Origin of the sequence: Winogradskyella algicola (assembly GCF_005869935.1) — a bacterium.
GTDB lineage: Bacteria > Bacteroidota > Bacteroidia > Flavobacteriales > Flavobacteriaceae > Winogradskyella > Winogradskyella algicola.
Window position 1 is genome coordinate 111,012 of sequence record NZ_SZQF01000001.1, and the last position, 26,059, is coordinate 137,070.

The following is a 26,059-nucleotide window of genomic DNA, read 5'->3' on the forward strand; positions in this document are numbered from 1 at the left end:
TTATTCTTTATGATAATAATTATAAACTTTACTTGCTCGTGACACACCTATTACTGCTTCTAACTCATCAAGTTTAGCATTGGCAATTCGTTTAACGGTTTTAAATTGCTTCATTAAATCGATAATGGTTTGTTCACCAACTCCAGGAATATTTTCGAGTTCTGTTTTTAAAGCTCCTTTACTTCTTCTGTTCCTATGATGTTCTATACCAAAACGATGCGCTTCGTTACGTAATTGCTGAATGATTTTTAGTGTTTCACTTTTTTTATCTAAATATAAGGGAATTGGGTCATCTGGATAAAATAATTCTTCTAAACGTTTTGCAATTCCGATAATAGCTATCTTTCCTCTTAAACCTAAGATATCAAGACTCTTTAAAGCCGACGACAATTGCCCTTTACCTCCATCTATGATTATTAATTGTGGCAATGGGTCATCTTCTTCTAGCAAACGCTTGTAACGCCTGTAAACTACCTCCTCCATAGATGCAAAGTCATCTGGACCTTCAACCGTTTTTATATTAAAATGACGATAGTCTTTTTTACTTGGTTTTCCATTTTTAAAAACCACACAAGCTGCTACCGGATTTGTTCCTTGTATGTTTGAGTTATCAAAACATTCAATATGTCTTGGTTCTTCAGACAATCGCAAATCAGCTTTCATTTGCGCCATTATTCTATTGGCATGACGGTCTGGATCTACTATTTTTATTTGTTTTAGCTTATCCATTCTGTAATACTTAGCATTACGTTGCGATAAGTCTACCAAACTCTTTTTATCGCCAAGTTTTGGCACTGATACCTTAACTTCTTCTCCTAAATCTACCTTGAAAGGCACAAAAATTTCTTTTGAATTAGAATTGAAACGTTGCCTTATTTCAGTTATAGCAATCTCTAAAAGCTCTTTGTCGGTTTCTTGTAATTTTTTCTTTAATTCTAGAGTGTGAGACCTTATAATAGAACCGTAACTTAATTGTAAAAAATTAATGTAGGCATACGTTTCGTCACTCACAATTGAGAAGACATCTACATTACTGATTTTCGGGTTTACAATCGTAGACTTTGCTTGGTAGTTTTCTAAAATTTCGAGTTTATCTTTAATTTTCTGAGCATCCTCAAACTGCATAGCTTCTGCATACTGTTTCATTTGCACTCTAAATTGCTGTAAAGAATCTTTAAAATTTCCTTTTAAGATTTCGCGTATAGCAACAACGTTAGATTGATATTCCTCTTCGGTTTCATAACCTTCACAAGCACCTTTGCAATTTCCTAAATGGTACTCTAAGCAAACTTTGTATTTGCCTGATTCGATTTTTGCCTCGGACAAATCATAGTTACATGTCCGTAATTGGTACAAGCCTTTTATTAAACCCAGTAAAGTTTTTACAGTTTTCATACTGGTATAAGGCCCAAAATATTCTGATCCATCCTTAATCACTCGACGTGTAGGAAAAACACGTGGAAATCGTTCATTCTTTACACAAATCCAAGGATAAGATTTATCATCCTTAAGCATTACATTATACTTAGGTTGATATTTTTTTATAAGGTTGTTTTCAAGTAGTAAAGCATCACTCTCAGTTTCAACAACAATATGCTTAATCGATGTAATATTTTTAACCAGTACTCTGGTTTTTCCATAATCATGGTGCTTAGTAAAGTAACTACTAACGCGCTTTTTTAAATCCTTAGCTTTACCTACATAAATCAGCTTATCATCTGCATCAAAATATTGATAAACACCAGGTTGGTGTGGAAGCGTTTTTATCTGTATATCTAGACTTGTTTTTGGCATGTACCCAAAGGTAACAATTAGATAATTTTTTTATGTTTTTTGAATAAACTTTATGACTATCTTGCGCCACTTTTTTAAAAAATAAAAATAGACTATGAAGAAAGTTTTGGGACGCGTTGATAAAATAGACTTCCCTGAATTACATCTCAATAATATTGATGTAAAAATAGATACTGGTGCCTACACCTCTGCTATTCACTGCTCTAAAATAAAAGAAGTGAATGGTAAACTTTATTGCACCTTTGAAAGCAAAGGACATCCTAACTTTAATGGTAAAGAAGTCATCTTTGAAAACTATTCCTTTACGGATGTTAAGAGCAGCAATGGGCACAGAGAAAATCGTTATAAAATTAAAACAACGGCTATATTCTTTGGAAAAAGCTACAAGATTAACTTAACTTTAAGCACTAGAGACGATATGAAATTTCCGGTCTTAATTGGTCGTCAATTTCTAAAGCAAAAATTCTTAGTCGATGTTGACTTAGAAAATCAATCGTTTAAACACACTGCTAATGAACATTGTCATTCTTTCGCGTAACTCGCAATTATATTCTACGCGTCGCCTAATAGAGGAAGGTGAAAACAGAGGTCATGAGGTTGAAGTTATCGACCCTCTAAAATGCGACATAATAATAGAAAAGGAAAAACCAACTATATATTATAAAGATCGCTATTTAGACTACGTAGATGCTGTAATTCCTCGTATTGGCGCATCAGTAACGTTTTATGGATGTGCTGTGGTTAGACAATTTGAAATGATGAATGTCTTTACAACCGTAACCTCTGAAGCTATTTTAAGAAGCAGAGACAAGCTACGCAGTTTTCAACGTTTATCTAAGGCTGGCATTGGCATGCCTAAAACTGTTTTTACTAATTATTCTAGAGATGTTGAAGAAGTTTTAGAACATGTTGGCGGTCCACCTGTAATTATAAAATTACTCGAAGGCACACAAGGTCTTGGTGTTGTTTTAGCAGAATCTAAGAATGCTGCCGAATCTGTTTTAGAAGCTTTTAACGGACTACAAGCAAGAGCATTAGTACAAGAGTTTATTGCAGAAGCAAAGGGAGCTGATTTAAGGGCTCTTATAGTAGATGGCCAAGTTGTAGGTGCGATGAAAAGACAAGGAAAAGAAGGTGAATTTAGGTCTAATTTACATAGAGGTGGTAAAGCAAATTTAATAAAGCTTACTGAGGACGAATTAAAATTAGCGATTAAAGCAGCACGTGCCTTAAAACTTCCAGTTTGTGGTGTAGACATGCTACAATCCTCAAGAGGCCCTTTAATTATGGAGGTAAACTCAACACCAGGATTAGAAGGTATAGAAGGAGCTACCCAAAAAAACATAGCTCGTGCTATCATTACCTTTATTGAAAGGAACAGAAGATAAAAGCCCCCTTGCCCCAAAAAGGGGGAATTTCTTAACAAATAGGTTTTATGGCAAACAATTAAACTAAGGGTAGATAAAATTAAAATAGGAAAACAAATAGCATTAATTTTGAAGTTTTTAATACAGTAAACATTTTTTTGATATGAAGATTTAGTGAATGATAATGGTTGACTTAGAATCTAATAAGAATAATATTGCAAACGGTTTGAGGACAGAAGAAATAAAAGTTCCTTCCCTTTGGGAAGGTTAGGATGGGCTTATGAGCGAAAAGGAAGTACTACATATCTTAGGAAAAAAGGTGGCACTTGGAGAAAGTGCTAAGGTTAGTTTTAGCGTTGCTAAACTACACACACAAAACACTATAGAAGTCCCAGTTATTATAGAACGCTCCAAAAAGCCTGGCCCAACCGTTTTAATTACTGCTGGCATCCATGGAGATGAGGTTAATGGTGTTGAAGTAGTACGCCAAATCATTTCTAAAGGCATCAATAAACCCAAAAAAGGAACTATTATTTGTATTCCTGTTATTAACGTTTTTGGTTTTATACATATGGACAGAGAGTTTCCTGATGGTAGAGACTTAAATCGAGTGTTTCCAGGTGCCAAAAGTGGTTCGTTAGCCAGTAGGGTCGCTCATAAATTAATGACTGAAATTGTACCACATGCAGATTTAATTTTAGACTTTCATACTGGTGGTGCAGATCGTTTTAATGCAGCTCAAATCAGAATCATTAAAAATGAAATTGTCCTTGATGAACTTGCTCAAGTTTTTGGTGCACCAATAATTTATTATTCTAAAAATCTTAATAAATCCTTTAGAAACACCTGTTACAAATTAGGAATTCCTATGCTTTTGTTTGAAGGGGGAAAATCCTTTCATATAGATAATACCGTAACAAACACAGGTGTTAACGGCACTAAACGTATTTTGAATCATTTGGGCATGCTCAACCGAAAATTCAAAGTCTCTAAACCAAAGAAAAACTGTATTAAAATTTTAGACAGCAAATGGATTAGAGCCAACCATTCTGGTATGTTTAAGGCTACTGTAAACGTAAACACTCAAGTAAAGAAAGGAGATGTTTTAGGCCATATTACAGATCCTTACGGCAGTTTTAACCATTTTGTAAAAGCACCAAATAATGGTTACATTTTTAATGTAAATGAATCCCCAATTATTTATCAAGGTGATGCTATTTTTCATATTTCAACAAAGATGAAATAATGACAAAATCAGAACTTCGTAAAAAATATAAAGCCTTAAGGAAATCACTTGGCTTAGAACAAGTTGAAGGTTTTAGTCTAGCCATTGCTAATCAATTATTACAACTTGATATTTGGAATAAGTCGTTCTATCATATTTTTTTAAGCATTGAAGAACAAAAGGAAATCAATACCGAGTATATCTTAAATATTCTAGCAGGAAAAGATAAAAATATAGTGGTATCTAAAAGCAATTTTGAAGATATTTCTATGACACATTTTCTTTTAACAGATAATACTACAATCAGAAAAAATAATCATAGTATTCCAGAGCCTGTTGATGGTATAGAAATTAACACATCAAAAATAGAAGTCGTATTTGTACCACTTTTAGCTTTTGATAAAACTGGAAATCGAATCGGCTATGGTAAGGGATTTTACGACCGATTTTTAGCAAATTGCAAACCTGAAACTATAAAAATTGGATTGTCATTTTTTGAAGTCGAAACCGAATGTTTTGAAACAGACGACAATGACGTTAGTCTAGATTATTGTGTTACACCGAATCTGGTATATCAATTTTAGAATCTTCTTTAAAAGCCTTTTTATTAAATAAAATCAGAATGAAGATACCTGTACTTATAGCCATATCTGCTACATTGAATACAGGATCAAAAAAAGAAAAATACTTTCCGCCAATTATTGGTAACCATTCTGGCAATACACCACTCCAGATTGGAAAGTGCAGCATATCTACTACATTACCATAAAACACACCCGCATAACCTCCATCTTCTGGAAGAAACTCAGCCACTTGCATGTGACTATCGCCAAATAAAATTCCATAAAAAACAGAATCTAAAATATTACCCAATGCCCCTGCAAATATTATAGAAATAGCAAATATTAATGTTTTAGATTTTTTCTTTTTAGTGACATCTACCAGCCAAAAACCAATACCTGTAACAGCAACAATTCTAAAAAGTGTTAAAATAAGTTTTGCAGATTTATCTGAAATAAAGGTAAAAAAATCGCTCAGTTTAGTGCCCCAAGCCATACCGTCATTCTCTACAAAAGCAATCTTAAACCATGAAAATATAGTAACATCATCATTTAACGCAAAATGTGTTTTAATGTAAATTTTACTAATCTGATCAACTAGTAAAATAAGGATGATAATTATTGAGGCTTTTTTTAAGGACATACCACATTCCTGCGAAAGCAGGAATCTCTTAATGTTAAACAATATCACAAATGTAACGGATTATTCTTGTCTTGCAACTAGATAAGAACAATGATATTCTTAAGCTAAACACAATAGACATGAAACAAAAGACCTCCAAGGTTTTAAAAACCTTCGAGGTCTAATATCGTAATCAAATTACCTAACTTTATCATGAGATCCCTTTTTTTAAAGGGATTCTGTTTACTTCTGCATATTCTTAGCTTCGATACTAAGCGTTGCGTGTGGCACAAGTTTTAATCGCTCTTTATTGATTAATTTTCCTGTTACACGGCAAACACCATAAGTTTTATTTTCAATTCTAATGATAGCGTTTTTTAAGTCTCGTATAAACTTTTCTTGACGAATTGCCAAAGCTGAATTTGCTTCCTTGCTCATCGTTTCACTACCCTCTTCAAATGCTTTAAATGTAGGCGAAGTATCATCAGTACCATTGTTATGATCATTCATATAAGCACTTTTAATTAACTCTAAATCGTGTTCAGCTTTATCAATTTTATCTTGAATTAAAACTCTAAATTCTTCTAAATCTTTATCTGAATATCTATTTTTTGTATCAGTTGCCATAGTCTCTAATGTTTTTGAATGAATAATTTGGTATTTACCTCATCGAAAGCAATTTCTATACCATCATTTAAATTATCCATTAATTGTAATTCTTCAGTTAATGTCTCCGACTTAATATAATCCTCATTTGAAGCGATTGCTGCTGCAACTTGGGCATCATTTTGTAATTGCACATCGATACGGTCTGTAACTTCAAATCCAGAATCTTTGCGCAAATTTTGAATACGGTTTACGAGCTCACGAGCAATACCTTCTTTACGCAGTTCTTCTGTAATTGTAATATCTAAAGCTACTGTTAATGCACCTTCATTGGCAACAAGCCATCCCTCAATATCCTGCGATGTAATCTCTACATCCTCAAGTCCTAAAGTAATGTTTTTTCCGTTAATTTCAACGTCTAAATTCCCGTTTTGCTCGATTTTTTTGATGTCTTCTGCCGAAAATGCACTTATTGTACTGGCTATCAACTTCATATCTTTACCAAAACGAGGGCCAAGTGCTTTAAAGTTTGGTTTTATTTGTTTTACCAATATATCTGAAGCATCTTGTAAAAGCTCTATTTCCTTGATATTTACTTCGTGTTTTATTAAACCAGAAACGGCCTCTATCTCTTCCTTTTGTTGGTCATTATCAATAGGAATCATTATTTTTTGAAGTGGCTGACGCACCTTAATCTTCTCTTTAGCTCTTAACGATAATACTAAAGACGATATTGTTTGCGCATTTTCCATTTTGCGTTCTAACACTTTATCAATCGCACTTTCATCTGCTTTAGGAAACTCTGCTAAATGCACACTCTCAAAACTTTCTTTTTGAGTAACTGCATTAAGGTCTAAATAGAGTCTATCCATAAAGAATGGCGCTATTGGTGCACCAAGTTTAGCGATGGTTTCCATACACGTATAAAGCGTTTGGTATGCCGAAATTTTATCAGCTTGGTAATCTCCTTTCCAGAAACGCCTTCTACTTAAACGCACATACCAGTTACTTAAATAATCTTGTGTAAAGTCTGAAATTGCTCTGGCAGCTTTTGTTGGCTCATATTCGGCATAATACTCATCTACCTTTTTAATTAAGGTATTTAATTCTGACAAAATCCAACGGTCTAACTCTGGCCTTTCATTAAGTGGAATATCTGCTTCTTCGTATTTAAAACCGTCTAAATTGGTATATAAACTGAAAAATGAATACGTATTATATAACGTACCGAAAAACTTACGCTTTACTTCTTCTACTCCATCTAGATCAAACTTTAAATTATCCCAAGGATTAGCATTGCTTATCATATACCAACGCGTTGCATCTGCTCCGTGATTAGCCAAGGTTTCAAACGGGTCTACGGCATTACCTAGACGCTTAGACATTTTTTGTCCATTCTTATCTAAAACCAATCCGTTAGACACCACATTTTTGTATGCTACAGAATCGAATACCATTGTACCGATAGCGTGCAATGTATAGAACCAACCACGTGTTTGGTCTACACCTTCTGCAATAAAATCTGCTGGAAATGCTTCTTTTTTATCAATGAAATTTTTGTTCTCGAACGGATAATGCCATTGGGCATAAGGCATAGAACCAGAATCGAACCAAACGTCTATTAAATCGCTTTCGCGCTTCATTGGTTTTCCTGAAGGCGATACTAAAACGATTTTATCAACTACATTTTTATGAAGATCAATTTTTTCATAGTTTTCTTCATACATATTACCGACTTCGAAGTCTGCAAATATATCTTCAGACATTACGCCTGCTTCTACAGCTTTTGCGATTTCACTTTTTAATTCTTCTACAGAACCTATGCACAACTGCTCTTTACCGTCTTCTGTTCTCCAAATTGGTAATGGAATTCCCCAAAAACGTGAACGTGACAAGTTCCAATCGTTAGCGTTAGCCAACCAATTACCGAAACGACCTTCACCAGTTGATTTAGGCTTCCAGTTGATTGAGGTATTCAGCTCGTGCATTCTGCCTTTGACGTCGGTTACTTTTATAAACCAAGAATCTAACGGATAGTATAGAATTGGCTTATCTGTTCTCCAACAATTTGGGTAGCTGTGCTTATATTTTTCTACCTTAAAGGCTTTATTTTCTATTTTTAATTTAATGGCAAGTTCTACATCTACACATTTCTCTGGTGCTTCGCCATCGTTGTAATATTCGTTCTTTACGTACTTACCAGCAAACTCACCCATTTCTGGTCTAAAACGTCCTTGTAAATCTACAAGTGGCACTAAATTACCGTTCTCGTCTTTTACCAACATTGGTGGAATTTCTGGCGTAGCCTGTTTTGCCACCAAGGCATCATCTGCACCAAAGGTTGGAGCTGTATGTACAATACCTGTACCATCTTCAGTAGTAACAAAATCTCCAGAAATTACTCTAAAGGCATTTTCAGGATTATCGTTTGGTAAAGCATAATCTAAAAGTTGTTCATACTTAATACCAACTAAATCTTTCCCTCTGAATTCTTTAACGACGTAGAACGGAATTTTTTTATCTCCTTCCTTGAATTCAATAAGTTCTGGCTTGGTTTCTACTTGCTTGTATTTTCCATCGAACTGTTTACCGACAAGACTTTTTGCCAACACCACATTCATTGGTTTGAATGTATATTGGTTGTATGTTTCAACTAAAACATAGTCAATCTTTGGTCCAACAGTTAAAGCTGTATTACTTGGCAACGTCCAAGGTGTGGTCGTCCAAGCTAAGAAATGAATATCTCCTTCATCTTGAAGAAAATCTGGTAATGTTTCGGCTATGGCTTTAAACTGCGCAACAACTGTTGTATCTGTAACGTCTTGATACGTTCCTGGTTGATTAAGCTCATGCGAACTTAAACCTGTACCAGCTTTTGGTGAGTATGGTTGAATGGTGTAACCTTTGTACAATAAGTTCTTATCGTAAATTTGTTTCAATAACCACCAAACACTTTCCATATATTTGGATTTATAGGTAATATATGGGTCATCCATATCCACCCAATAGCCCATCTTTTTGGTAAGATCATTCCAAATATCTGTGTAGCGCATTACGGCTTTTTTACACGCTTCGTTATACTCTTCAATCGTAATTTTAGTTCCGATATCTTCTTTGGTAATGCCTAATTCTTTTTCAACACCCAACTCTACTGGCAAACCGTGTGTATCCCAACCCGCTTTACGCTTTACTTGGAAACCTTTCATTGTTTTGTAACGCGGAAAGATATCTTTAATAGCACGTGCTAATACGTGGTGAACACCAGGCAATCCGTTTGCAGAAGGTGGTCCTTCAAAAAACACATAAGGCTCTTTGCCCTCTCTGGTAGTTACACTTTTTTCGAAGATATTATTAGCTTCCCAATAGCTATTGATATCCTCAGCAACTTTTGGCAAGTTAAGTCCTTTATATTCAGGGAACTTTGTACTCATTATTCGCATTTCTTTTCGAGGTGCGAAATTAATGATTTTTTGCTAAAAATCAGGTGTGTTTATTGAAAACAAAAGGCTATCTCATTATCTATGAAATAGCCTTTACTTTTATTAAGATTTTGAACCTTACTTTACAATAATCTTTTTCGTTAGTACTGTATTAGTGTCAGTGGTTAAAGTTATAATATATGCTCCTGTATTTATATTATGCAAATCATATTCATTGTAGCTTCCTTCAAATACATTATTTATTGTGTAAACTGACTGTCCTAGCATGTTGACAACATCTATTTGCTTTATTGCTCTGTTGTTTGGATTAAGAATTACCAGCTTTTTTCTACTGATTGCGTAATACATGTCTAAATCCTCTATGATTTCATCTGTTTGAGATAAAGAGGCTGACTCTCCCTGAAATACAATTTCTAATCTATTGTTAAACTCGCCCGCTTCAGACAAAAACTCATATGGTTCACCTTGTCTTAAATTATAATATGCATTTGTAAGATTATCTCTAAGATAGATTTCCTGATCCTCTGGAATGTTTTCGGTTTCGGTTAACTTAATTGTATAATTATATACACCTGAAGCATTAAGCACTAAAGGAACAACTTTATCTTCTTCTATGACACTGTACGCCTGAATGGTATACTTTTCATTAGCCATAACTAAATTAAGGTCGTCATCATTTTCTTCAGTATTTTTAGCTTCATATCCATAATCAAATTCGTCTGAGGTGTCTTCACTAAAACCTAATAGCAGTTCTCTTCTGGTTTGAGGGCCATCAACTGAATTAAACTCAATACGAATCTTTTGCATAACACTCTCTTCTGAATCTGAACTGTTTTGTTCCGTTGAAGTTTGAGGATTAGGATTTCCTCTAAAAAAGACTGAACCAGAATTATAAGTTCCGTTTGCATCTGATTCTTTTATAAATATACGCTGATCATTATTGAATATAATATTGCCATTTGATACAATCTCAGTCATAAATCCTTGTCCTACTGGCAAATACCTTGTTGGCACTTTGGTACCATCCTGACTGCCATTTGTATCACCTTCAATACCAACAAATTGGTATGCTCGTATTGCTCCTGTTTTATTAACCTGCGCATAACCTCCATTGTACTCATCTAATATATGAGAGTCACCACTCCATTGTTGCCAGAGCTGAAGAGTTCCATCTATAACACCAATATTATCATCTATAAACTTATGAATGTCTAATGCTGAAGGGTAGGGATTACCTAGCAGATAATCTGTTTTAGAAACTGCGGGCACAGAACCACTACCTCCCGTATCTGAAACTGGAACTATTATGGTGCCGTTGTTTGGCTTACCTTCAAACAAATATTGTTGTTCAGTGCCAACACCAGTTCCTTTTTGCGTGTAACCAACACCTGGCTCTACTGGATTCGAGGTGTTTAGCCATGCCCAATCATAATACGTAACACCATTCTTGTAAGTGTATAACCAATATGTACTTATTTTACCAACTTCGTGATAGCTATTGGTGAACTGAAAATTATTACCGTTTGGATGTTTTAACATTGATATATTAAAGTTGGTGTTATTGTTATTATTTGAAGATGTATTGTTATCAGATAATGTTGTTACCGATGTGCTCCCAACTGGTGAAGACCAATAGTTATACCAATAGACACTACTATTTCCTTCTTGACGTCTTAAAATTTTACCAGATGCAGAAGTTACTAAATCACTATGTTTTGTTTGAATAAGTTGAGAATCACCTTCTAAATCAATAGCACCATTTAATTCTAAATAATAGCTGTTCTCAATTTTATTATTTCCAGTAATTGTAAACTTTTTATCATACTCTACGATTAACCCTAAACTAGTGTGAGAACTATTTGACGTAATGTTATTGTTAATTTGAACAATGCTCCAATTTTTGTTGTCATTTACCTCTTCAATATCCCAGACATCTCCATGCAACCAGGTTCCTTCCGTTGTCCAAGGTCCGTCGGTAGTTGTCACATAAGGCATAGGAGCCGTTTGCTCTTGGACTGTGGTAATATTTACGAGTCTTAAGGTCTTATTATTCCCGGAATAATCTACAGTTGTGCTATTTTTTATTCCAGACATAGGATAATAGCCTATCAAATTATTCCAAGAAACTGTCTCTAGTGTTTTAGTATCTATAAGATCTTTTGGAATGATGCTTCCTGTTACAATTCCATTATTGTTTTCAATTTCTTGATAAACCATCTGCTGAATTTGCTCATCAGACAAGGCCTTATTGAAAACTCTTACCTCATCAATAGAACCGTCAAAATACTCTTTATTAGTAACATTAGTTGATTTTCTTCCAACCTCAAAATTTCCATTAGCATTAGCGCTACCGCTAAGCACACCACCAACCATTCCACCTTTGGTTGCACTAGCAACCTCAACACCATCAATATAAAGTGTAAGTAATCCTGTTGTATTAGTAAAAACTCCGGCTACGTGATGCCATTCATTATAATTAATTATTCCTGGTGCATATAAATTTCTACCGCTAGTAGCGGTATAAGCGCCAAAAACAATTTTATTACCATTTTGAGTAAATATTCTGTAAGCAATATCCTCACCTACAATTGTAGAGTATGTTTGGTTAGCATTATTAGGATCAATCTTTATCCATGCCATTATTGTAACCTCTCCAAGACTATTCATAAGACTATTACCTGTTAAATAATCATCTACTCCATCAAAATCTATAGTTGCAGTAGCAGAAGGATTAATATTAAATAAATCTCTATAATCTAAATCACCACCAGAACTTAAGTCCCCATCTGAATCTGGTAATATTGAAATATTAGGATTATCTATTTCGTCATTAACGTCTAATGGATCATTTGTATTCGCTCCTTCAAAATTATTATCTAATCCATCAAAGTCTGAATCAATGCCTAATAATACATTAGACATTCCGTTCTCTTCAATATCTGGAATATTGTCATTATCACTGTCAGTATCTACGTAATCATAAATACCATCACCATCTGTATCTTCTGGCACTAAGAAAGTACCATAAGCATCGTCAACTCCATCTTCGTTAAAATCTACAAACAAATTCCCTATACCACTTGGATCTAAATAAGTTATAGTTGGCTGCGCCTCAATATTGTCAGGAATACCGTCATCGTCCGCATCAATATCCATAAAATCTGGATTAAAAATTCCGTCTGTATTTATAGGCACGTTTCCTGTACCAGCTGTTTGTGGTATTCCCATGGTCGCAACTAGCTTCCCAACTTTACCATCTGCCATACCATCTTTATTGCTATCTGTCCCATTAGATTCTAGAACATCTGTAATGCCGTCATTATCGCTATCTTTATCAAAATGATTAGGAACACCATCTGAGTCGAAGTCTAAATTTTCACATATTCCATGCGTATTTAGAACACAAAAGTCTGAATCTTCGTAATTTGGAATACCATCTAAATCATGATCTGCTGAAGGATCTATATTATTGGATTCATCTACGTCTTTTATGCCATCATTATCATCATCTAGATCATCAACATCACTCATTCCATCCTTGTCGTAATCGGGTAAGGTAAGAATGAACATCTTACCATCACCATTATCTTCAGTAGCAGCAGTTATTGTAGCCTTAGTTATTAACGAACCAGTAGGTGCGATATCATCTAAGTAAAAAAGTGCAATTCCTATGGTCCCCTTATTACCAACAACCCTATCACTTAACCAATAATCAGTTCCAGTAGGTGGTGGACTCACAGCTCCTGGTGTACCTAAACCATTTGGTCCACCTGTACCTGTGCCGCCAAACCCATAACGAATAGTCGTTTGATTTATAAATGTTTCACCTAAAGACTGCTCAACAGTACTATCTTCTGGATAGCCAAAAAATTCTATATGCAAACAATTGTTTGCGTTACGCTCAGTAACTGCAATTACACCACTAGAACTGGCAACTATGCCGCCACTGTAAAATAAAGTGTGTTTTTGTGCATCGGTTGTTGCTTCAGAAATGAAATCGTTACAGATGTCATCACCATTTCCGTTAGCTTCGAAAAAATAATTAAGATTTAAAGACTGAAAAGCATCTAATGCGGTTTCATCCCAAGTTGGGCTGTCACTCTTGTTTTCGATTCTAACGCCATTTTTTGCAATCTTATTAATGTTATGGCCTGCAGGACCAAGTTGTGTCATTTCATAAGCTGATGGCACACCAAAGTTGAAATATATGTTACCGTTAACAGTAATACTTTCAATAGTTGCTGGGTGATTTTGATGAGTTTGTATATCGCTCCATTGAAATGTTACACCAGACTGAATGCTAGGTGCATTTGTTTGAGCCGTTGCACTTGAGACCGCGCCAAAAAAAAGAAAATAGAAAATAGTTTTGTACATAAGCCTTATAATTTAGGGACTAACTTTTATGCACTTAAAACAAATTTTATGTCAATGGAATTATAAACTTTGAGGGAAGTCTGTGTTTAATTTATATCGTTAGGAAAAAAACACACTTTACAATAGTAATGATTATCAACGAGTTAAAAAAATAAAATATCGATAAAATACATGTTTTATCCGACAAAATGCTGAATCTGCAGCATTTTATTATATTCTTACCAATATCTTTTTGGTTAAAATATCTTTAGTTTCTGTAATCAATCTTACAATATATACACCTGTACTCATATTACTAAGCGTATACTCTATGTGCTGATTTTCATTTTCAACGATCTTATTTTCAACTATTTGACCAGAAATAGTATACGTTTCTATATTGCTAATCTTTACATTTTTTGGGTTATGAACAATAATTGTATTTGAATTGGCAATAAAATTTATATCAATATCTTCAAGTTCAAACTCAGATTGCGATAATGTTTGGGTTTTGAAAAATATCTCGAATCTATCTGTAAAAAAGCCAGGATCTGATGAAAATTGAAATGCATCACCACTTCTTAAATCATAAATATTCCCTGTGTATTTGTCTCTCAATCTAATACTCTGGTCTCCCATATTATCCATAGAAGTCAATTGAATAGTGAAGTCATAATTTCCAGTACTTTGTAGAGCTAATGGCACTAATTTTTCTTCAGTAATTGGTCCATAGGCTTGTACAAGCATAAGTTCTTCATCTAAAATTAGGTTTAAATCGTCAGCAAGAACATCTAAATTTTTAGTTTCGTACCCATCATCAAAACTGTCAGATGTCATTGAGCTAAAACTTAGTTGAAGTTCTCTTGCTACCTCTAATCCGTCTAAGCTGATAAATTCTAAAGTAAATCTTTGCATTTCATCTGCAACACTGTTACTTGATGTGTTTTGTGCAATTGAAACTTGTGTATAGCTAAAAGCTAAAAGAACAAATAGTGTAACGTTTTTCAGGTTAAGTAGTTTTGTTTTCATAGTATAAGGTTTAATGTTGTTGAGGTCCTTTTTAACTATGTACTACAATAAAATTTTAAGTCTAATGGATTATTTTCTGAGGGAAAGAATTGTAATTATCTGATTTACAATTACAATACAATAGTAGCCTCAAGAAATTTAGTTGCAATTCTTATTCGATAAAGTGAGAATAAAGTCGTTAAATCATTAATTTTTAACCAAAAAGACAAAAAAAATCGACAAAAAGACAGTCATTCCCAAGTAGTTAGACCAAGAAATCTACCAAATCCTCGATCTTAGAAATGAGTTGCACTTTAATCGAAGGGTTCTTAAATGTAATTTTATTGTATTTAGAAACGAAAATTGTAGAAAAGCCTAATTTTTCAGCTTCTAGAATGCGTTGTTCCACACGTTGTACTGGTCTTATTTCGCCAGATAGTCCAACTTCAGCAGCAAAACAATAATCACTTGGTAAAGCCACATCTTCGTTTGAAGACAAAATTGAAGCCACAACTGCTAAATCTATTGCTGGATCGTCAACGGTAATTCCACCTGTAATATTCAAAAAGACGTCTTTGGCTCCCAATCTGAAACCAGCACGTTTCTCTAAAACTGCCAATAACATATTTAAACGTTTAGCATTAAAACCTGTTGCCGAACGCTGAGGAGTACCATAAACTGCTGTGCTTACTAATGCTTGAACTTCTATCATTAGTGGTCTTAAGCCTTCAAGCGTAGCTGCAATTGCATTACCCGAAAGTTCCCCATCTTTTTCAGAAATCAATATTTCTGATGGATTAGAAACTTCACGTAAACCAGAGCCTTGCATTTCGTAAATACCTAGCTCATTGGTTGATCCAAATCGGTTTTTATGTGCTCTTAAAATTCTAAAGACGTGATTGCGGTCGCCTTCAAATTGAAGAACAGTATCTACCATATGTTCTAAAATCTTTGGCCCAGCGATATGGCCATCTTTAGTAATATGGCCTATCAACAGAACTGGTGTTGCTGTTTCTTTAGCAAACTTTATAAGCTCTGTAGTGCATTCTTTTATTTGCGAAATACTTCCTGCAGAAGACTCAATATAATCGCTATGAAGTGTTTGGATAGAATCTATTATTACCAAATCTGGCTCAACAGCTTCTATTTGCTTAAAAATATTTTGGGTTTTGGTTTCTGTAAGAATATAACAGTTGTTCTCTTTGGGGTTGATGCGCTCAGCACGCATTTTAATTTGTTTCTGGCTTTCTTCTCCTGAAACATAAAGGGTTTTATACGGTAAGCTTAAAGCTACTTGAAGCAACAATGTACTTTTACCTATTCCTGGTTCACCACCTAAAAGTGTCAGAGATCCTTGTACCATACCACCTCCAAGAACACGATTAAATTCAGCATCTTGCATATTTAATCGAGCTTCTTTAGCTGTGTCAATCTCATTAATTTTAAGTGGCTTTGAAACTCGCTTAGTTGTTGATGAGCTCGGTTTCCAATCGTTTTTCTCTGGTTTTTGAATAACTTCTTCAGCAATAGTATTCCATTGCTTACAAGAGTTACACTGTCCTTGCCATTTGGCATATTGCGCTCCGCAATTCTGACAAAAAAAAGTTGTTTTTACTTTAGCCATGTACTTTTAAAACCACAAGATTGAAGCTGATTTTTAGAATGGCTAAATTAAGATAATTTTAATTGATGTCTTTAAACCAAGTTGCAATAGTTAAAAGTTTCACGATTTGTAATTTTGAGTACTTTTCAATTGACACAAAAGACTTGACTTTTTTATACAAAGCTTCAAAATAATAATCTGTAGATAGTCCTCTTTTAGTTTTCTTCATTGTCCTCCTCCTCTTCTTGTTCGTCTGTATCAACTACGGTTAGTTCATCTATTTTGGAAAAAATAAAATCCCTATCTATATGACTTACATCGCTTAACTCTAATGCAGACTCATATAGCTTTTTGGCTTTTTTGTTTTTACCAATTTTCTCTGAGTGCTGCGCTAAATAATAGGTTCCTAATAAAGATCCTGGATTGAGTTTTTTAGCTAACCTCCCTATTTTCTCAAGAGATTCTAAGTCGTTGCGTTGCTCAGCAACTTTAACAACTTTTTCGAACTCTTCTTCTGTAATTGGCTTTTTTATTCCGAATAAATCTTCAATCCTATCGTACCTATCAACAAGATATTTGTCTAGTGTGCCTTCGTATGGTAGCACCTTTTCTTCTAACTCTTTTTCACGAAGTGGTTTGTAGAGTTCAAAAATTTTATCAAAAGATCTTGCTATTGCACTATTAACCAAAGTATAATGGTTGTCGTTTTCAAAATCATCAAAATAATAGGTTAGGTACTGATTTTTTACTTGAGATATTTGAGAATTAGCATTTATTACAGCTTCTCTAATGTATGGCAAATCCTTGTCTGATGTTGCCATGTAATAGAAAATATCATCTTTGAAAAACTCTAATCGTTTACCCAGATAATCTCTTACTGTACCAGATAAATCTGGACTTATACATACATAAGCGTTAAACAACGGATCCTCTTTAAACAAATATGAATTAATAAAATTACCCATTAAATCATGACCTACAGCAACTCTAAACTTACTAGTGTTATACCTATTATCTAAATATGGTATAAGTTCTTCAGAAACAAAATCATGGAAGCGCAAACCAGATTCTTTTGGTAGACCTGTAACTTCATCGCAATATCCATCATAACGTCTTTCGCTGCCTTGTACTACACCTACTATGATAGAACTTGGCATATCATCAAAATATGTTTGAAAATCTACTTGACCTGCAATAGGTTCAAATAAATAGTCACCATCAAAAACAATAATTAAAGGATATTTGATTTCTGATGAAGGATCGTAATTTTTGGGTAACTTTATTTTAAGTTTACGAACTGCATTTAATTTTGATGAATTAATTTCATCATAGCTAATTTGCGCAAAAATTGGCATACAAAGGAAACATGCCAAAAGTATTAGGGTAGCTTTTTTCATTTATAAGTAGGTTTGACTTGGGGTATCAAACATACTAAAATATCGTTAACTTGTGAATTTTTTTCGATGAAATACAGTTAGTCGTCCATTGCATCTTGAACCTCGTACATTTTTTCTAGCATCATTTCCTTATCAATATACTGAGATGGCTCTAACATTAAGCCTGCTTTATAACGAAGTAATGCTTTTCTTAGATTTCCTTCCTTTTCGTAATACATACCCATGTAATAAGCGCCTAGCATAGATTTAGGAAACTCTTTATTAACCAATTTAGCTAACTTTTCTAACGAATCTAAATCATCTCGTTTTTTACATGCTGCAGCAATAGCTCTAATGTCATTTTCTGTCAGCTTTTTTTCAAAACCATAAAAATACTCAATGTTTTCGTACTTTTTTATTAGGTAATCATACGGTGAACCTTCATATGTGAGTATTTTTTCTCTGTATTCTTTACCACTAATCGGCTTATAGAGTGTAAATATTTCATTCAATGCTTTTGGAATGCCTCTACCTACGAGTGAGTAATGGTTGGCATCTTCAAAATTGTCGAACTTATAATGGAGTTTGTCATTCTGTATAGACTTTAACTTAGCATCACACTCAACAATATCATTTCTTAAGACTTTAATATCTGCGTCTGCAGTCGCCATGTAATAAAATGTTTCTTGCTCTAAACCAGATAAACGTTCTTGCAACCTATTAACCATTTCTGGCGCCAAATCTGGACTTAGACTAATATACGCTCTAAACAATGGTTTATCCTTAAAAAGATAGTAATTGATAAAGTTAGCGCCAAGATCATGCCCAATGATAACCTTAAAGTTAGACACTTTATAACTTTCTTCTACATAAGGTATTAATTCACCACTCAAAAACTCATAAAAATTAGCTCCTCCGTCAGAAGGGAAATACGTACTATCATCGTAAGAAAAATCTACTTCTCGCGTTGTATCTTGTTTAACGCCAACTACGATACAATCTGGAATATCTTCCCAATACGCCTGATAATCAATATTACCCGCAACAGGTTCAAAAAGATAGTCTCCATCTAAAACAATTACCAATGGATACGCTCGTTCTGCTTCAGGGTCATAATTTCTAGGCAATTGAATCTTTAATTCTCTAGTACCATCTAATTTATAGGAATCAATGGTCTTATAAATAGCTTGTGCATGGCTATTAATTAAAAAACATAATAAAAACAAGGAGGTGAAGAATGTCTTCATACTGATGGTTGACTTAAAAGTTAAAGCAAGGTAAAAAATATTTCTAAATACTTTCTTGCTTTCTATTATAGATTGGTAAATAGATTAAAGAAATACCTCCAAGAATAATAATAACTAAAGTTTGTGTAGACCACATTATCCAACCAAAGGCTCTGCTTGGGTCTTCAGCAATATTGAATAATGCGAAAGCTATTACTATGGCTTCAGGAAATGAGCCTATACCACCATTGGTTGCAGCAATGCTAAAACTTGCTAAAATAAACCCTATTAAAATAGCTGCCAATGGTATTTTATCCAATTCTGGCAAGGCGAATGTTGTAACATAAAACATAGATAGATACATCACCCAAATGAAGATTGTATGAAAAATAAAAGACCACTTCTTTTTCATTTTAAAAATACTAAGTGCACCTTCCACCAATCCACCTATAAACTCTTTAATCTTTAATGCCATTTTAGAACCGCTTCTAACGACAAAAATGTACGTTAAAATAACCAATGCAATAAGAGCTAATGCTCCTATTATTAACGTTGAAGAATTAAGCTTGCTGGCAAAAAAGTTATAAATAAACTCAAACTCTAACGCCAGTGCCAAACCTATAATTAAAAAAAGCATTATAGTATCCGCAACACGCTCGGAAACTATTGTTCCAAAACCTTTTTCAAAAGGCAAACCTTCATAGTTGGCTAAAATTGAAGCTCTTGCCACTTCACCCGCTCTAGGTATAGTTAAGTTTATAAGATAAGCAGAATACACCGACATAAAGCTATTGGCCAGCTTGGGTTTATAGCCTAAAGGTTCTGCCATAAAAAGCCAACGATATGCTCTAGACAAATGGCTTAAAACACCGAAAATGACACCTAGAATTATCCAAAAATAATCAGCATCCTTAAAATACTGAACTAACTTTGAAACAGAGATTTGAGATAATGAGTACCAAACCAGCACCACTCCTAAGAGTAAGGGAATCACAACTTTTAGGATGGATTTGAATTTGCTCAAACAAATTTATTTTAGGAGATTGGTAGCTTCGTCTGGGAATACTAAAGAGGGTTTAAACACTTTGGCTTCTTCAATATCCATAAAAGCATAAGTGATTAAAATTAAAATGTCACCAACTGCTACCTTACGTGCAGCTGCGCCATTTAATGTTATTTCACCACTGTTTCTTGGGCCAGGTATACAGTAAGTTTCGAGACGCTCACCATTGTTATTATTAACAATCTGAACTTTTTCACCTTGTATAATATTGGCAGCATCCATTAAATCTTCATCAATAGTTATACTACCAATGTAGTTAAGATCTGCTCCTGTACATTTAACGCGATGTATCTTGGATTTTACAACTTGAATTTGCATGAGGCTAAGATAATTAATTTAAGGCGATATTGTCTATTAGTCTTATATCACCAGCATACACTGCAATGAAAGCTCTGTATGTCTTTTTTGTTGATTTACGTTTTACTGGTTTTAAGGTTTTTGTGTCTGCAATAATAAAATACTCTAATTCTAAAAGAGGTTGTTTATTAAATTGTTTCTCAACCCATTCCTTTACTTTTTTAGCACTTTTTGTGCCAAACTTAGTTTTGGCAGTTTTTAATATTTTGTATATAAATGGCGCAGCATTTCTGTGCTCTTCTGATAATCTGGTGTTTCTTGAGCTCATGGCCAAGCCATCTTTTGCTCTATGAATCGGACAACCTATTACTTTTACAGGGATATGATAAAGCTCAACTAGTTTCTTGATGATCTGTAATTGTTGAAAATCTTTTTCACCAAAGTACGCTCTGTTTGGTATTACAATTTCGAATAGTCGTTTTACAATGGTGCCTACTCCATCAAAATGTCCATCTCTAAAAGCTCCTTCCATCTCATTTTCGAGTCCATCGAACTTAAAAGATTGAGACTGTACGTCATCGTTGTAAATATCTTCAACTGAAGGTGCGTACACTATAACTTTATCGGTGCTAACAGTTTTTAGCAATTTTACATCTGCGTCTAGAGTTCTAGGGTATTTAATTAAATCTTCTTTGTTGTCAAACTGTGTAGGGTTGACAAAAATACTGACCACAACAACGTCATTTTCACTAAGTCCTTTTTCTACAAGTGATAAATGTCCATTATGTAGTGCCCCCATTGTTGGCACAAAACCAACTGCTTTATTATTAGCCTTGAACTCATCAATAAGATGAGACAATTCAGATTTATTATGAAAAATTTTCACTTTGGTAACAAAAAATTAACGCGTGCAAACATAATATTTTACTGGCAATCTGCACAAATTTTTGTAATTTTGCATGTTTTTTACTTTTAATTTACAAAAGCAGCAGATTTATGAAAGATAAACGAATATTGTATGTGTCCTCGGAAGTAGTTCCATATTTACCAGAAACAGAGATTTCTTCAATGTCATTTGAAGCTCCAAGAATGGTAAACAAACAAGGAGGGCAAATACGAATATTTATGCCACGCTTTGGTAATATTAACGAGAGAAGACATCAATTACATGAGGTTATTAGACTCTCAGGTATTAACTTGGTAATTAATGACTTAGATATGCCACTAATCATTAAAGTTGCCTCTATTCCAAAAGAGCGTATTCAGGTATACTTTATTGACAATGAAGAATACTTTAAAAGAAAAGCGACTCTAACTGATGAAGATGGAAACCTATTCCCAGATAATGATGAGCGTGCTATTTTCTTTGCTAAGGGTGTTATAGAAACCGTTAAAAAATTAAACTGGGCTCCAGATATTATTCACGTCAATGGTTGGTTAGCATCCTTGTTACCATTGTATCTCAAAGAATTCTATAAAACAGAACCGTTATTCACTGAAAGTAAAATAGTGACCTCTGTATACAATCAAAGTTTTGAAGGTACGTTAGATAAAGGAATGATTAATAAGGTGAAATTTGACGGGATTGATGAGGAGTCTATTAAATCCTTAGAAAAGCCTGATTATATAAACCTTATGAAAATAGCTATCGACAACTCTGACGCTATAATTAGAGGTTCTGAAGAATTACCTAAAGAGCTAGATAGCTATATTAGTGAGTTAGAAAAACCTGTACTAGATTTTCATTCTATTGAAGAGTTTGCAGATCCATACACAGAATTTTATAAAGAAGCTGTATTAAACAGTTAACATATATCTATGAAAAAAAATAAATTTGCCCTTAACATAATCATCCTCAGTCTCTTTGTTGGTAGTCTTATCGCTTGCGATAATGATTTTAACAACCTAGAGACCGATGTATTAAATAGTGATGTAGCGACAAATTTCAATATTAAAAAGCTAAGTGAAACTAATCCCGAATTCACCGATGTAATCACTTATTCACAAGTCTTAGGACCTGTACAAACTAATAACAGTTTAGGCCTAAGTACATTAGGGATATATGATGATGTTTATGGTAGGGTTACATCTAGTTTTGTAACTCAAGTCTCTTTGTCTGCATATTCGCCAACATTCTTAGGTGAAGCTAACGAACTAGAAATAGACTCAGTTGTATTAACGCTTCCCTACTTTTCTACTATTACCGACATTGACGAAGATAATAATATTACCTACGACGTAGATTCAATTTTCCCTAATAGCGATACTAACAATCCTATAAGATTAAGTGTTTACGAGAATAATTATTTCATAAGAAACTTTGATCCCAATGCAGAATTCAATGAAGCACAAAATTATTTTTCTAACAAAACTGCCTCTTCCTCTGAAGCAATAGCACCGTTAGAAGGTGCAGAATTAACTTTTGTGGAATATAATTCAGAAACCGATGAATTTGATGAGATAAGCGACGTTATTGATATTAATAAACAAGGATATATACTGAGGGCTGAAAGCGAAGATGGAGAAGAAGATAACTCTTTAACTACATATGTTCCACCAGGCATAAGAATTTTATTAGAACCTAGCTACTGGCAAAATAAAATATTTAACCAAGAAGGACAAGCTGTATTAAGTAACGAAAACAATTTCTCTGAATATTTTAGAGGTCTTTATTTTAAAGCAGAAGCAGTAAATAATGACGGAAGCTATCTTATCTTAAATACAAATTCTCCAAATTCTAACATCACTATTTATTATACCACCACAACCGTAACTGAAGATGAAAATGGAGAGGATGTTGTATCAGAAGAACAGCAAAGTTTTGTCTTAAACTTTAATGGTAACAAAATCAACTTTTTTGATAATGAATTTAATATTACCATCCCTGATAGCAACCCTAACGTTGGAGATGAAAGGGTATACTTAAAAGGTGGTGAAGGTTCAATTGCAAAAATCAAACTCTTTAATGGTGACGACCTCAATGACGGTGACAACACAACTTTTGACGATTGGAAAAACTTTTTTGTAGAAACCGATGCTGAAGGCAATTTTGAAGGTATTAAACGCATTGTAAATGAAGCTAATCTAGTTTTCCATGTGGACCAAGACTTTTTAAGTCAGTCTGCCTCTTATCATCCTGAAACAGAACCAGATCGTCTTTATATTTATGACTTAAATAATGAAACACCTCTCACAGACTATTTTTTAGACCCTACTATTAGTACCATTCCATATTTTTCTAAATTCAATCATCTTGGCGCTTTACAACGTGAAAACGATGAGTCAGATGAAAATGGCATAAAATATAAATTTAGAATAACCGAACACATTAACAATCTATTATTAAACGACTCAACAAACGTTGAGCTTGGTTTAGCAATTTCATTGAACGTCAATTTAGAAGAGCTTATTCAACAAGAGGTTCAAACTAGTAATGATTCGGATTTAAAGACACCTATAAGTTCAGTTTTAAGCCCAAAAGGCACTGTCCTACACGGAAATAACACAGGAAATCAAGATAAAAAAGTTTATCTAGAAATATATTATACAGAACCAAACAATTAAATAAAATTACCCTATGTGTGGAATAGTTGGTTATATTGGTCATAGAGAAGCTTATCCTATAGTAATTAAAGGGCTTCAAAGATTAGAATATCGTGGTTATGACAGCGCAGGCATTGCTTTATATGATGGCACTGACATAAAACTCTCTAAAACTAAAGGAAAAGTATCTGATCTAAAAGAAAGGTTAGAAAATGAGATCTCAACCAACGGCACTCTAGGTATTGGTCATACACGTTGGGCTACCCACGGTGTCCCTAATGACATAAACTCTCATCCTCATTATTCTAATTCTGGTGACCTAGTGATAATTCACAACGGAATTATAGAAAACTACGATGCTCTAAAAAAAGAGCTTATTAAGCGAGGTTATACTTTTAAATCCGATACTGATACTGAGGTTTTAGTAAATCTGATTGAGGATGTAAAAAAGAATGAAAACATAAAACTCGGTAAAGCCGTGCAAATTGCATTGAACCAAGTGATTGGAGCTTATGCAATAGCTGTTTTTGATAAAAACAAACCTAATGAAATTGTAGTTGCTAAACTTGGTAGCCCTTTAGCAATAGGTATTGGTGAAGATGAATTTTTTATCGCTAGTGATGCTTCACCTTTTATAGAATTTACTAAAAATGCCGTTTATCTTGAAGATGAACAAATGGCAATTATAAGAAGGGGTAAAGATATTAAGGTAAGAAAAATCAAAGGAGACTCGCTTGTAGACCCTTATGTCCAAGAACTTCAATTAAATCTTGAGCAAATTGAAAAAGGTGGTTACGACCATTTTATGCTCAAAGAAATATACGAACAGCCAGAAGCAATTTTAGACACCTTTAGGGGAAGGCTCCTTAGTAATGAAGCTGTAATAAAATTGGCTGGTGTAGAAGATAATATGAAAAAATTCCTAGCAGCAGACAGAATAATCGTTGTTGCTTGTGGTACTTCTTGGCATGCAGGTTTAGTTTCAGAATACATTTTCGAAGATTTAGCTAGAATACCTGTAGAAGTTGAATATGCATCAGAGTTTAGATACAGAAATCCTGTAATTACCGAAAAAGATATAGTTATAGCTATTTCTCAATCTGGAGAAACTGCTGATACTCTCGCTGCTATTAAGTTAGCAAAATCAAAAGGTGCTTTTGTATTTGGAGTTTGTAATGTAGTAGGTTCGTCAATCGCCAGAGAAACAGATGCAGGTGCTTATACACATGCAGGGCCAGAAATTGGTGTAGCTTCTACAAAAGCATTTACTACTCAGATTACGGTATTAACACTTATAGCTCTTCGATTAGCCAGAGCAAAGGGAACTATTTCGAGTTCAGAATTTAGACATCATTTGATTGAATTAGAAACCATACCAAGTAAGGTTAAAGAAGCTCTTGAATCTGATGGGTATGTTCAGACTATTGCGGATATATATAAAGATGCCAAAAACTTCTTATATCTTGGACGTGGCTATAATTTCCCAGTAGCCCTAGAAGGCGCATTAAAATTAAAAGAAATTTCTTACATTCATGCTGAAGGCTACCCTGCTGCCGAGATGAAGCATGGACCTATTGCCTTAATTGACGAACAGATGCCAGTTGTTGTTATTGCTACCAAAAAAGGCCATTACGAAAAGGTTGTAAGCAATATCCAAGAAATAAAATCTAGAAAAGGTAAAATCATAGGAATAGTAACTAAAGGCGATAAGAGTGTCAAAGAATTGGCTGACCATGTGATTGAGGTTCCTGAAACTATAGAATGCCTAACACCTCTTTTAACAACAATTCCTTTACAATTATTATCGTATCACATTGCTGTAATGTTAGATAAGAATGTAGATCAACCACGTAACTTAGCAAAGTCAGTTACTGTAGAGTAATCAACTTTTTTTAAAATAATACAAAAGCCTTAAAATTGCAGAATCCTCAATTTTAAGGCTTTCATTTTTTTGAATATTGCTATGCGTGCATAAT

The 26,059-nt window shown here is 34.0% G+C and carries 20 protein-coding genes; 7 read left to right on the top strand and 13 right to left on the bottom strand.

Going from position 1 to position 26,059, the window contains the following annotated elements; genetic code table 11:
• Complete coding sequence (uvrC, locus tag FC091_RS00430; RefSeq protein WP_138432314.1) at positions 1-1,794, bottom strand: excinuclease ABC subunit UvrC; 1,794 nt, start codon at positions 1,792-1,794, stop codon at positions 1-3.
• Between the two features lie 94 nt (positions 1,795-1,888).
• Here uvrC and FC091_RS00435 point away from each other — a divergent pair, with 94 nt between their 5' ends.
• The 4 genes from FC091_RS00435 to FC091_RS00450 all read left to right on the top strand — a co-directional run bounded on the left by FC091_RS00435 (position 1,889) and on the right by FC091_RS00450 (position 4,970).
• Positions 1,889-2,332: an ATP-dependent zinc protease family protein gene (locus FC091_RS00435; RefSeq protein WP_138432315.1), complete on the top strand. Its 444-nt coding sequence runs from the start codon at positions 1,889-1,891 to the stop codon at positions 2,330-2,332.
• Positions 2,307-3,182, top strand: a complete 876-nt coding sequence (rimK, locus tag FC091_RS00440) for a 30S ribosomal protein S6--L-glutamate ligase (RefSeq protein WP_138432316.1) — start codon at positions 2,307-2,309, stop codon at positions 3,180-3,182. The genes FC091_RS00435 and rimK overlap by 26 nt, the downstream gene beginning before the upstream one ends.
• A gap of 259 nt (positions 3,183-3,441) precedes the next feature.
• Positions 3,442-4,407, top strand: a complete 966-nt coding sequence (locus tag FC091_RS00445; RefSeq protein ID WP_138432317.1) for a succinylglutamate desuccinylase/aspartoacylase family protein — start codon at positions 3,442-3,444, stop codon at positions 4,405-4,407.
• Positions 4,407-4,970 (top strand): 5-formyltetrahydrofolate cyclo-ligase, encoded by a 564-nt coding sequence (locus tag FC091_RS00450; RefSeq protein WP_138432318.1) that lies wholly within the window; start codon positions 4,407-4,409, stop codon positions 4,968-4,970. Before FC091_RS00445 ends, FC091_RS00450 begins: the two co-directional genes overlap by 1 nt.
• On the opposite strand, the gene FC091_RS00455 is transcribed toward FC091_RS00450, so the two are convergent.
• From FC091_RS00455 to panC, 12 genes are all read right to left on the bottom strand, one after another.
• Entirely contained in the window at positions 4,942-5,589 is a 648-nt protein-coding gene (locus FC091_RS00455; protein ID WP_138432319.1) for a lipoprotein signal peptidase, read from the bottom strand. The genes FC091_RS00450 and FC091_RS00455 overlap by 29 nt on opposite strands.
• A gap of 222 nt (positions 5,590-5,811) precedes the next feature.
• The gene (locus tag FC091_RS00460) at positions 5,812-6,195 is read right to left on the bottom strand and encodes a TraR/DksA family transcriptional regulator (RefSeq protein WP_076619677.1); all 384 of its coding nucleotides are present in this window, start codon (positions 6,193-6,195) and stop codon (positions 5,812-5,814) included.
• A 5-nt stretch (positions 6,196-6,200) separates the two neighbouring features.
• On the bottom strand, positions 6,201-9,605 hold the full coding sequence (ileS, locus tag FC091_RS00465) for an isoleucine--tRNA ligase (protein ID WP_138432320.1): 3,405 nt from the start codon (positions 9,603-9,605) through the stop codon (positions 6,201-6,203).
• Positions 9,606-9,731: 126 nt separating this feature from the next.
• The gene (locus tag FC091_RS00470; protein WP_138432321.1) at positions 9,732-13,988 is read right to left on the bottom strand and encodes a LamG-like jellyroll fold domain-containing protein; all 4,257 of its coding nucleotides are present in this window, start codon (positions 13,986-13,988) and stop codon (positions 9,732-9,734) included.
• 210 nt (positions 13,989-14,198) lie between these two features.
• Positions 14,199-14,996: a T9SS type A sorting domain-containing protein gene (locus FC091_RS00475; RefSeq protein WP_138432322.1), complete on the bottom strand. Its 798-nt coding sequence runs from the start codon at positions 14,994-14,996 to the stop codon at positions 14,199-14,201.
• A 244-nt stretch (positions 14,997-15,240) separates the two neighbouring features.
• Positions 15,241-16,599, bottom strand: a complete 1,359-nt coding sequence (gene radA, locus FC091_RS00480) for a DNA repair protein RadA (RefSeq protein ID WP_138432323.1) — start codon at positions 16,597-16,599, stop codon at positions 15,241-15,243.
• Between the two features lie 58 nt (positions 16,600-16,657).
• Positions 16,658-16,807, bottom strand: coding sequence for a hypothetical protein (locus FC091_RS15130; RefSeq protein WP_171032426.1), 150 nt, complete (start codon positions 16,805-16,807; stop codon positions 16,658-16,660).
• Positions 16,794-17,975, bottom strand: coding sequence for an alpha/beta hydrolase (locus FC091_RS00485; protein WP_138432324.1), 1,182 nt, complete (start codon positions 17,973-17,975; stop codon positions 16,794-16,796). Before FC091_RS00485 ends, FC091_RS15130 begins: the two co-directional genes overlap by 14 nt.
• A 77-nt stretch (positions 17,976-18,052) precedes the next feature.
• A complete protein-coding gene (locus tag FC091_RS00490) occupies positions 18,053-19,201 on the bottom strand; it encodes an alpha/beta hydrolase (RefSeq protein WP_138432325.1) in 1,149 nt (382 codons plus the stop codon).
• A gap of 43 nt (positions 19,202-19,244) precedes the next feature.
• Positions 19,245-20,204, bottom strand: a complete 960-nt coding sequence (locus FC091_RS00495) for a lysylphosphatidylglycerol synthase transmembrane domain-containing protein (protein ID WP_138432326.1) — start codon at positions 20,202-20,204, stop codon at positions 19,245-19,247.
• A 6-nt stretch (positions 20,205-20,210) separates the two neighbouring features.
• Complete coding sequence (gene panD, locus FC091_RS00500; RefSeq protein ID WP_138432327.1) at positions 20,211-20,561, bottom strand: aspartate 1-decarboxylase; 351 nt, start codon at positions 20,559-20,561, stop codon at positions 20,211-20,213.
• A gap of 13 nt (positions 20,562-20,574) precedes the next feature.
• Complete coding sequence (gene panC / locus FC091_RS00505) at positions 20,575-21,426, bottom strand: pantoate--beta-alanine ligase (protein ID WP_138432328.1); 852 nt, start codon at positions 21,424-21,426, stop codon at positions 20,575-20,577.
• Between the two features lie 110 nt (positions 21,427-21,536).
• Here panC and FC091_RS00510 point away from each other — a divergent pair, with 110 nt between their 5' ends.
• The 3 genes from FC091_RS00510 to glmS are packed head-to-tail and all read left to right on the top strand — an operon-like array spanning position 21,537 to position 25,965.
• Positions 21,537-22,349 (top strand): glycogen/starch synthase, encoded by an 813-nt coding sequence (locus tag FC091_RS00510; RefSeq protein ID WP_138432329.1) that lies wholly within the window; start codon positions 21,537-21,539, stop codon positions 22,347-22,349.
• A 9-nt stretch (positions 22,350-22,358) separates the two neighbouring features.
• A complete protein-coding gene (locus tag FC091_RS00515) occupies positions 22,359-24,104 on the top strand; it encodes a DUF4270 domain-containing protein (RefSeq protein ID WP_138432330.1) in 1,746 nt (581 codons plus the stop codon).
• A 13-nt stretch (positions 24,105-24,117) separates the two neighbouring features.
• Positions 24,118-25,965, top strand: coding sequence for a glutamine--fructose-6-phosphate transaminase (isomerizing) (glmS, locus tag FC091_RS00520; protein WP_138432331.1), 1,848 nt, complete (start codon positions 24,118-24,120; stop codon positions 25,963-25,965).
• Positions 25,966-26,059: the final 94 nt, after the last annotated feature.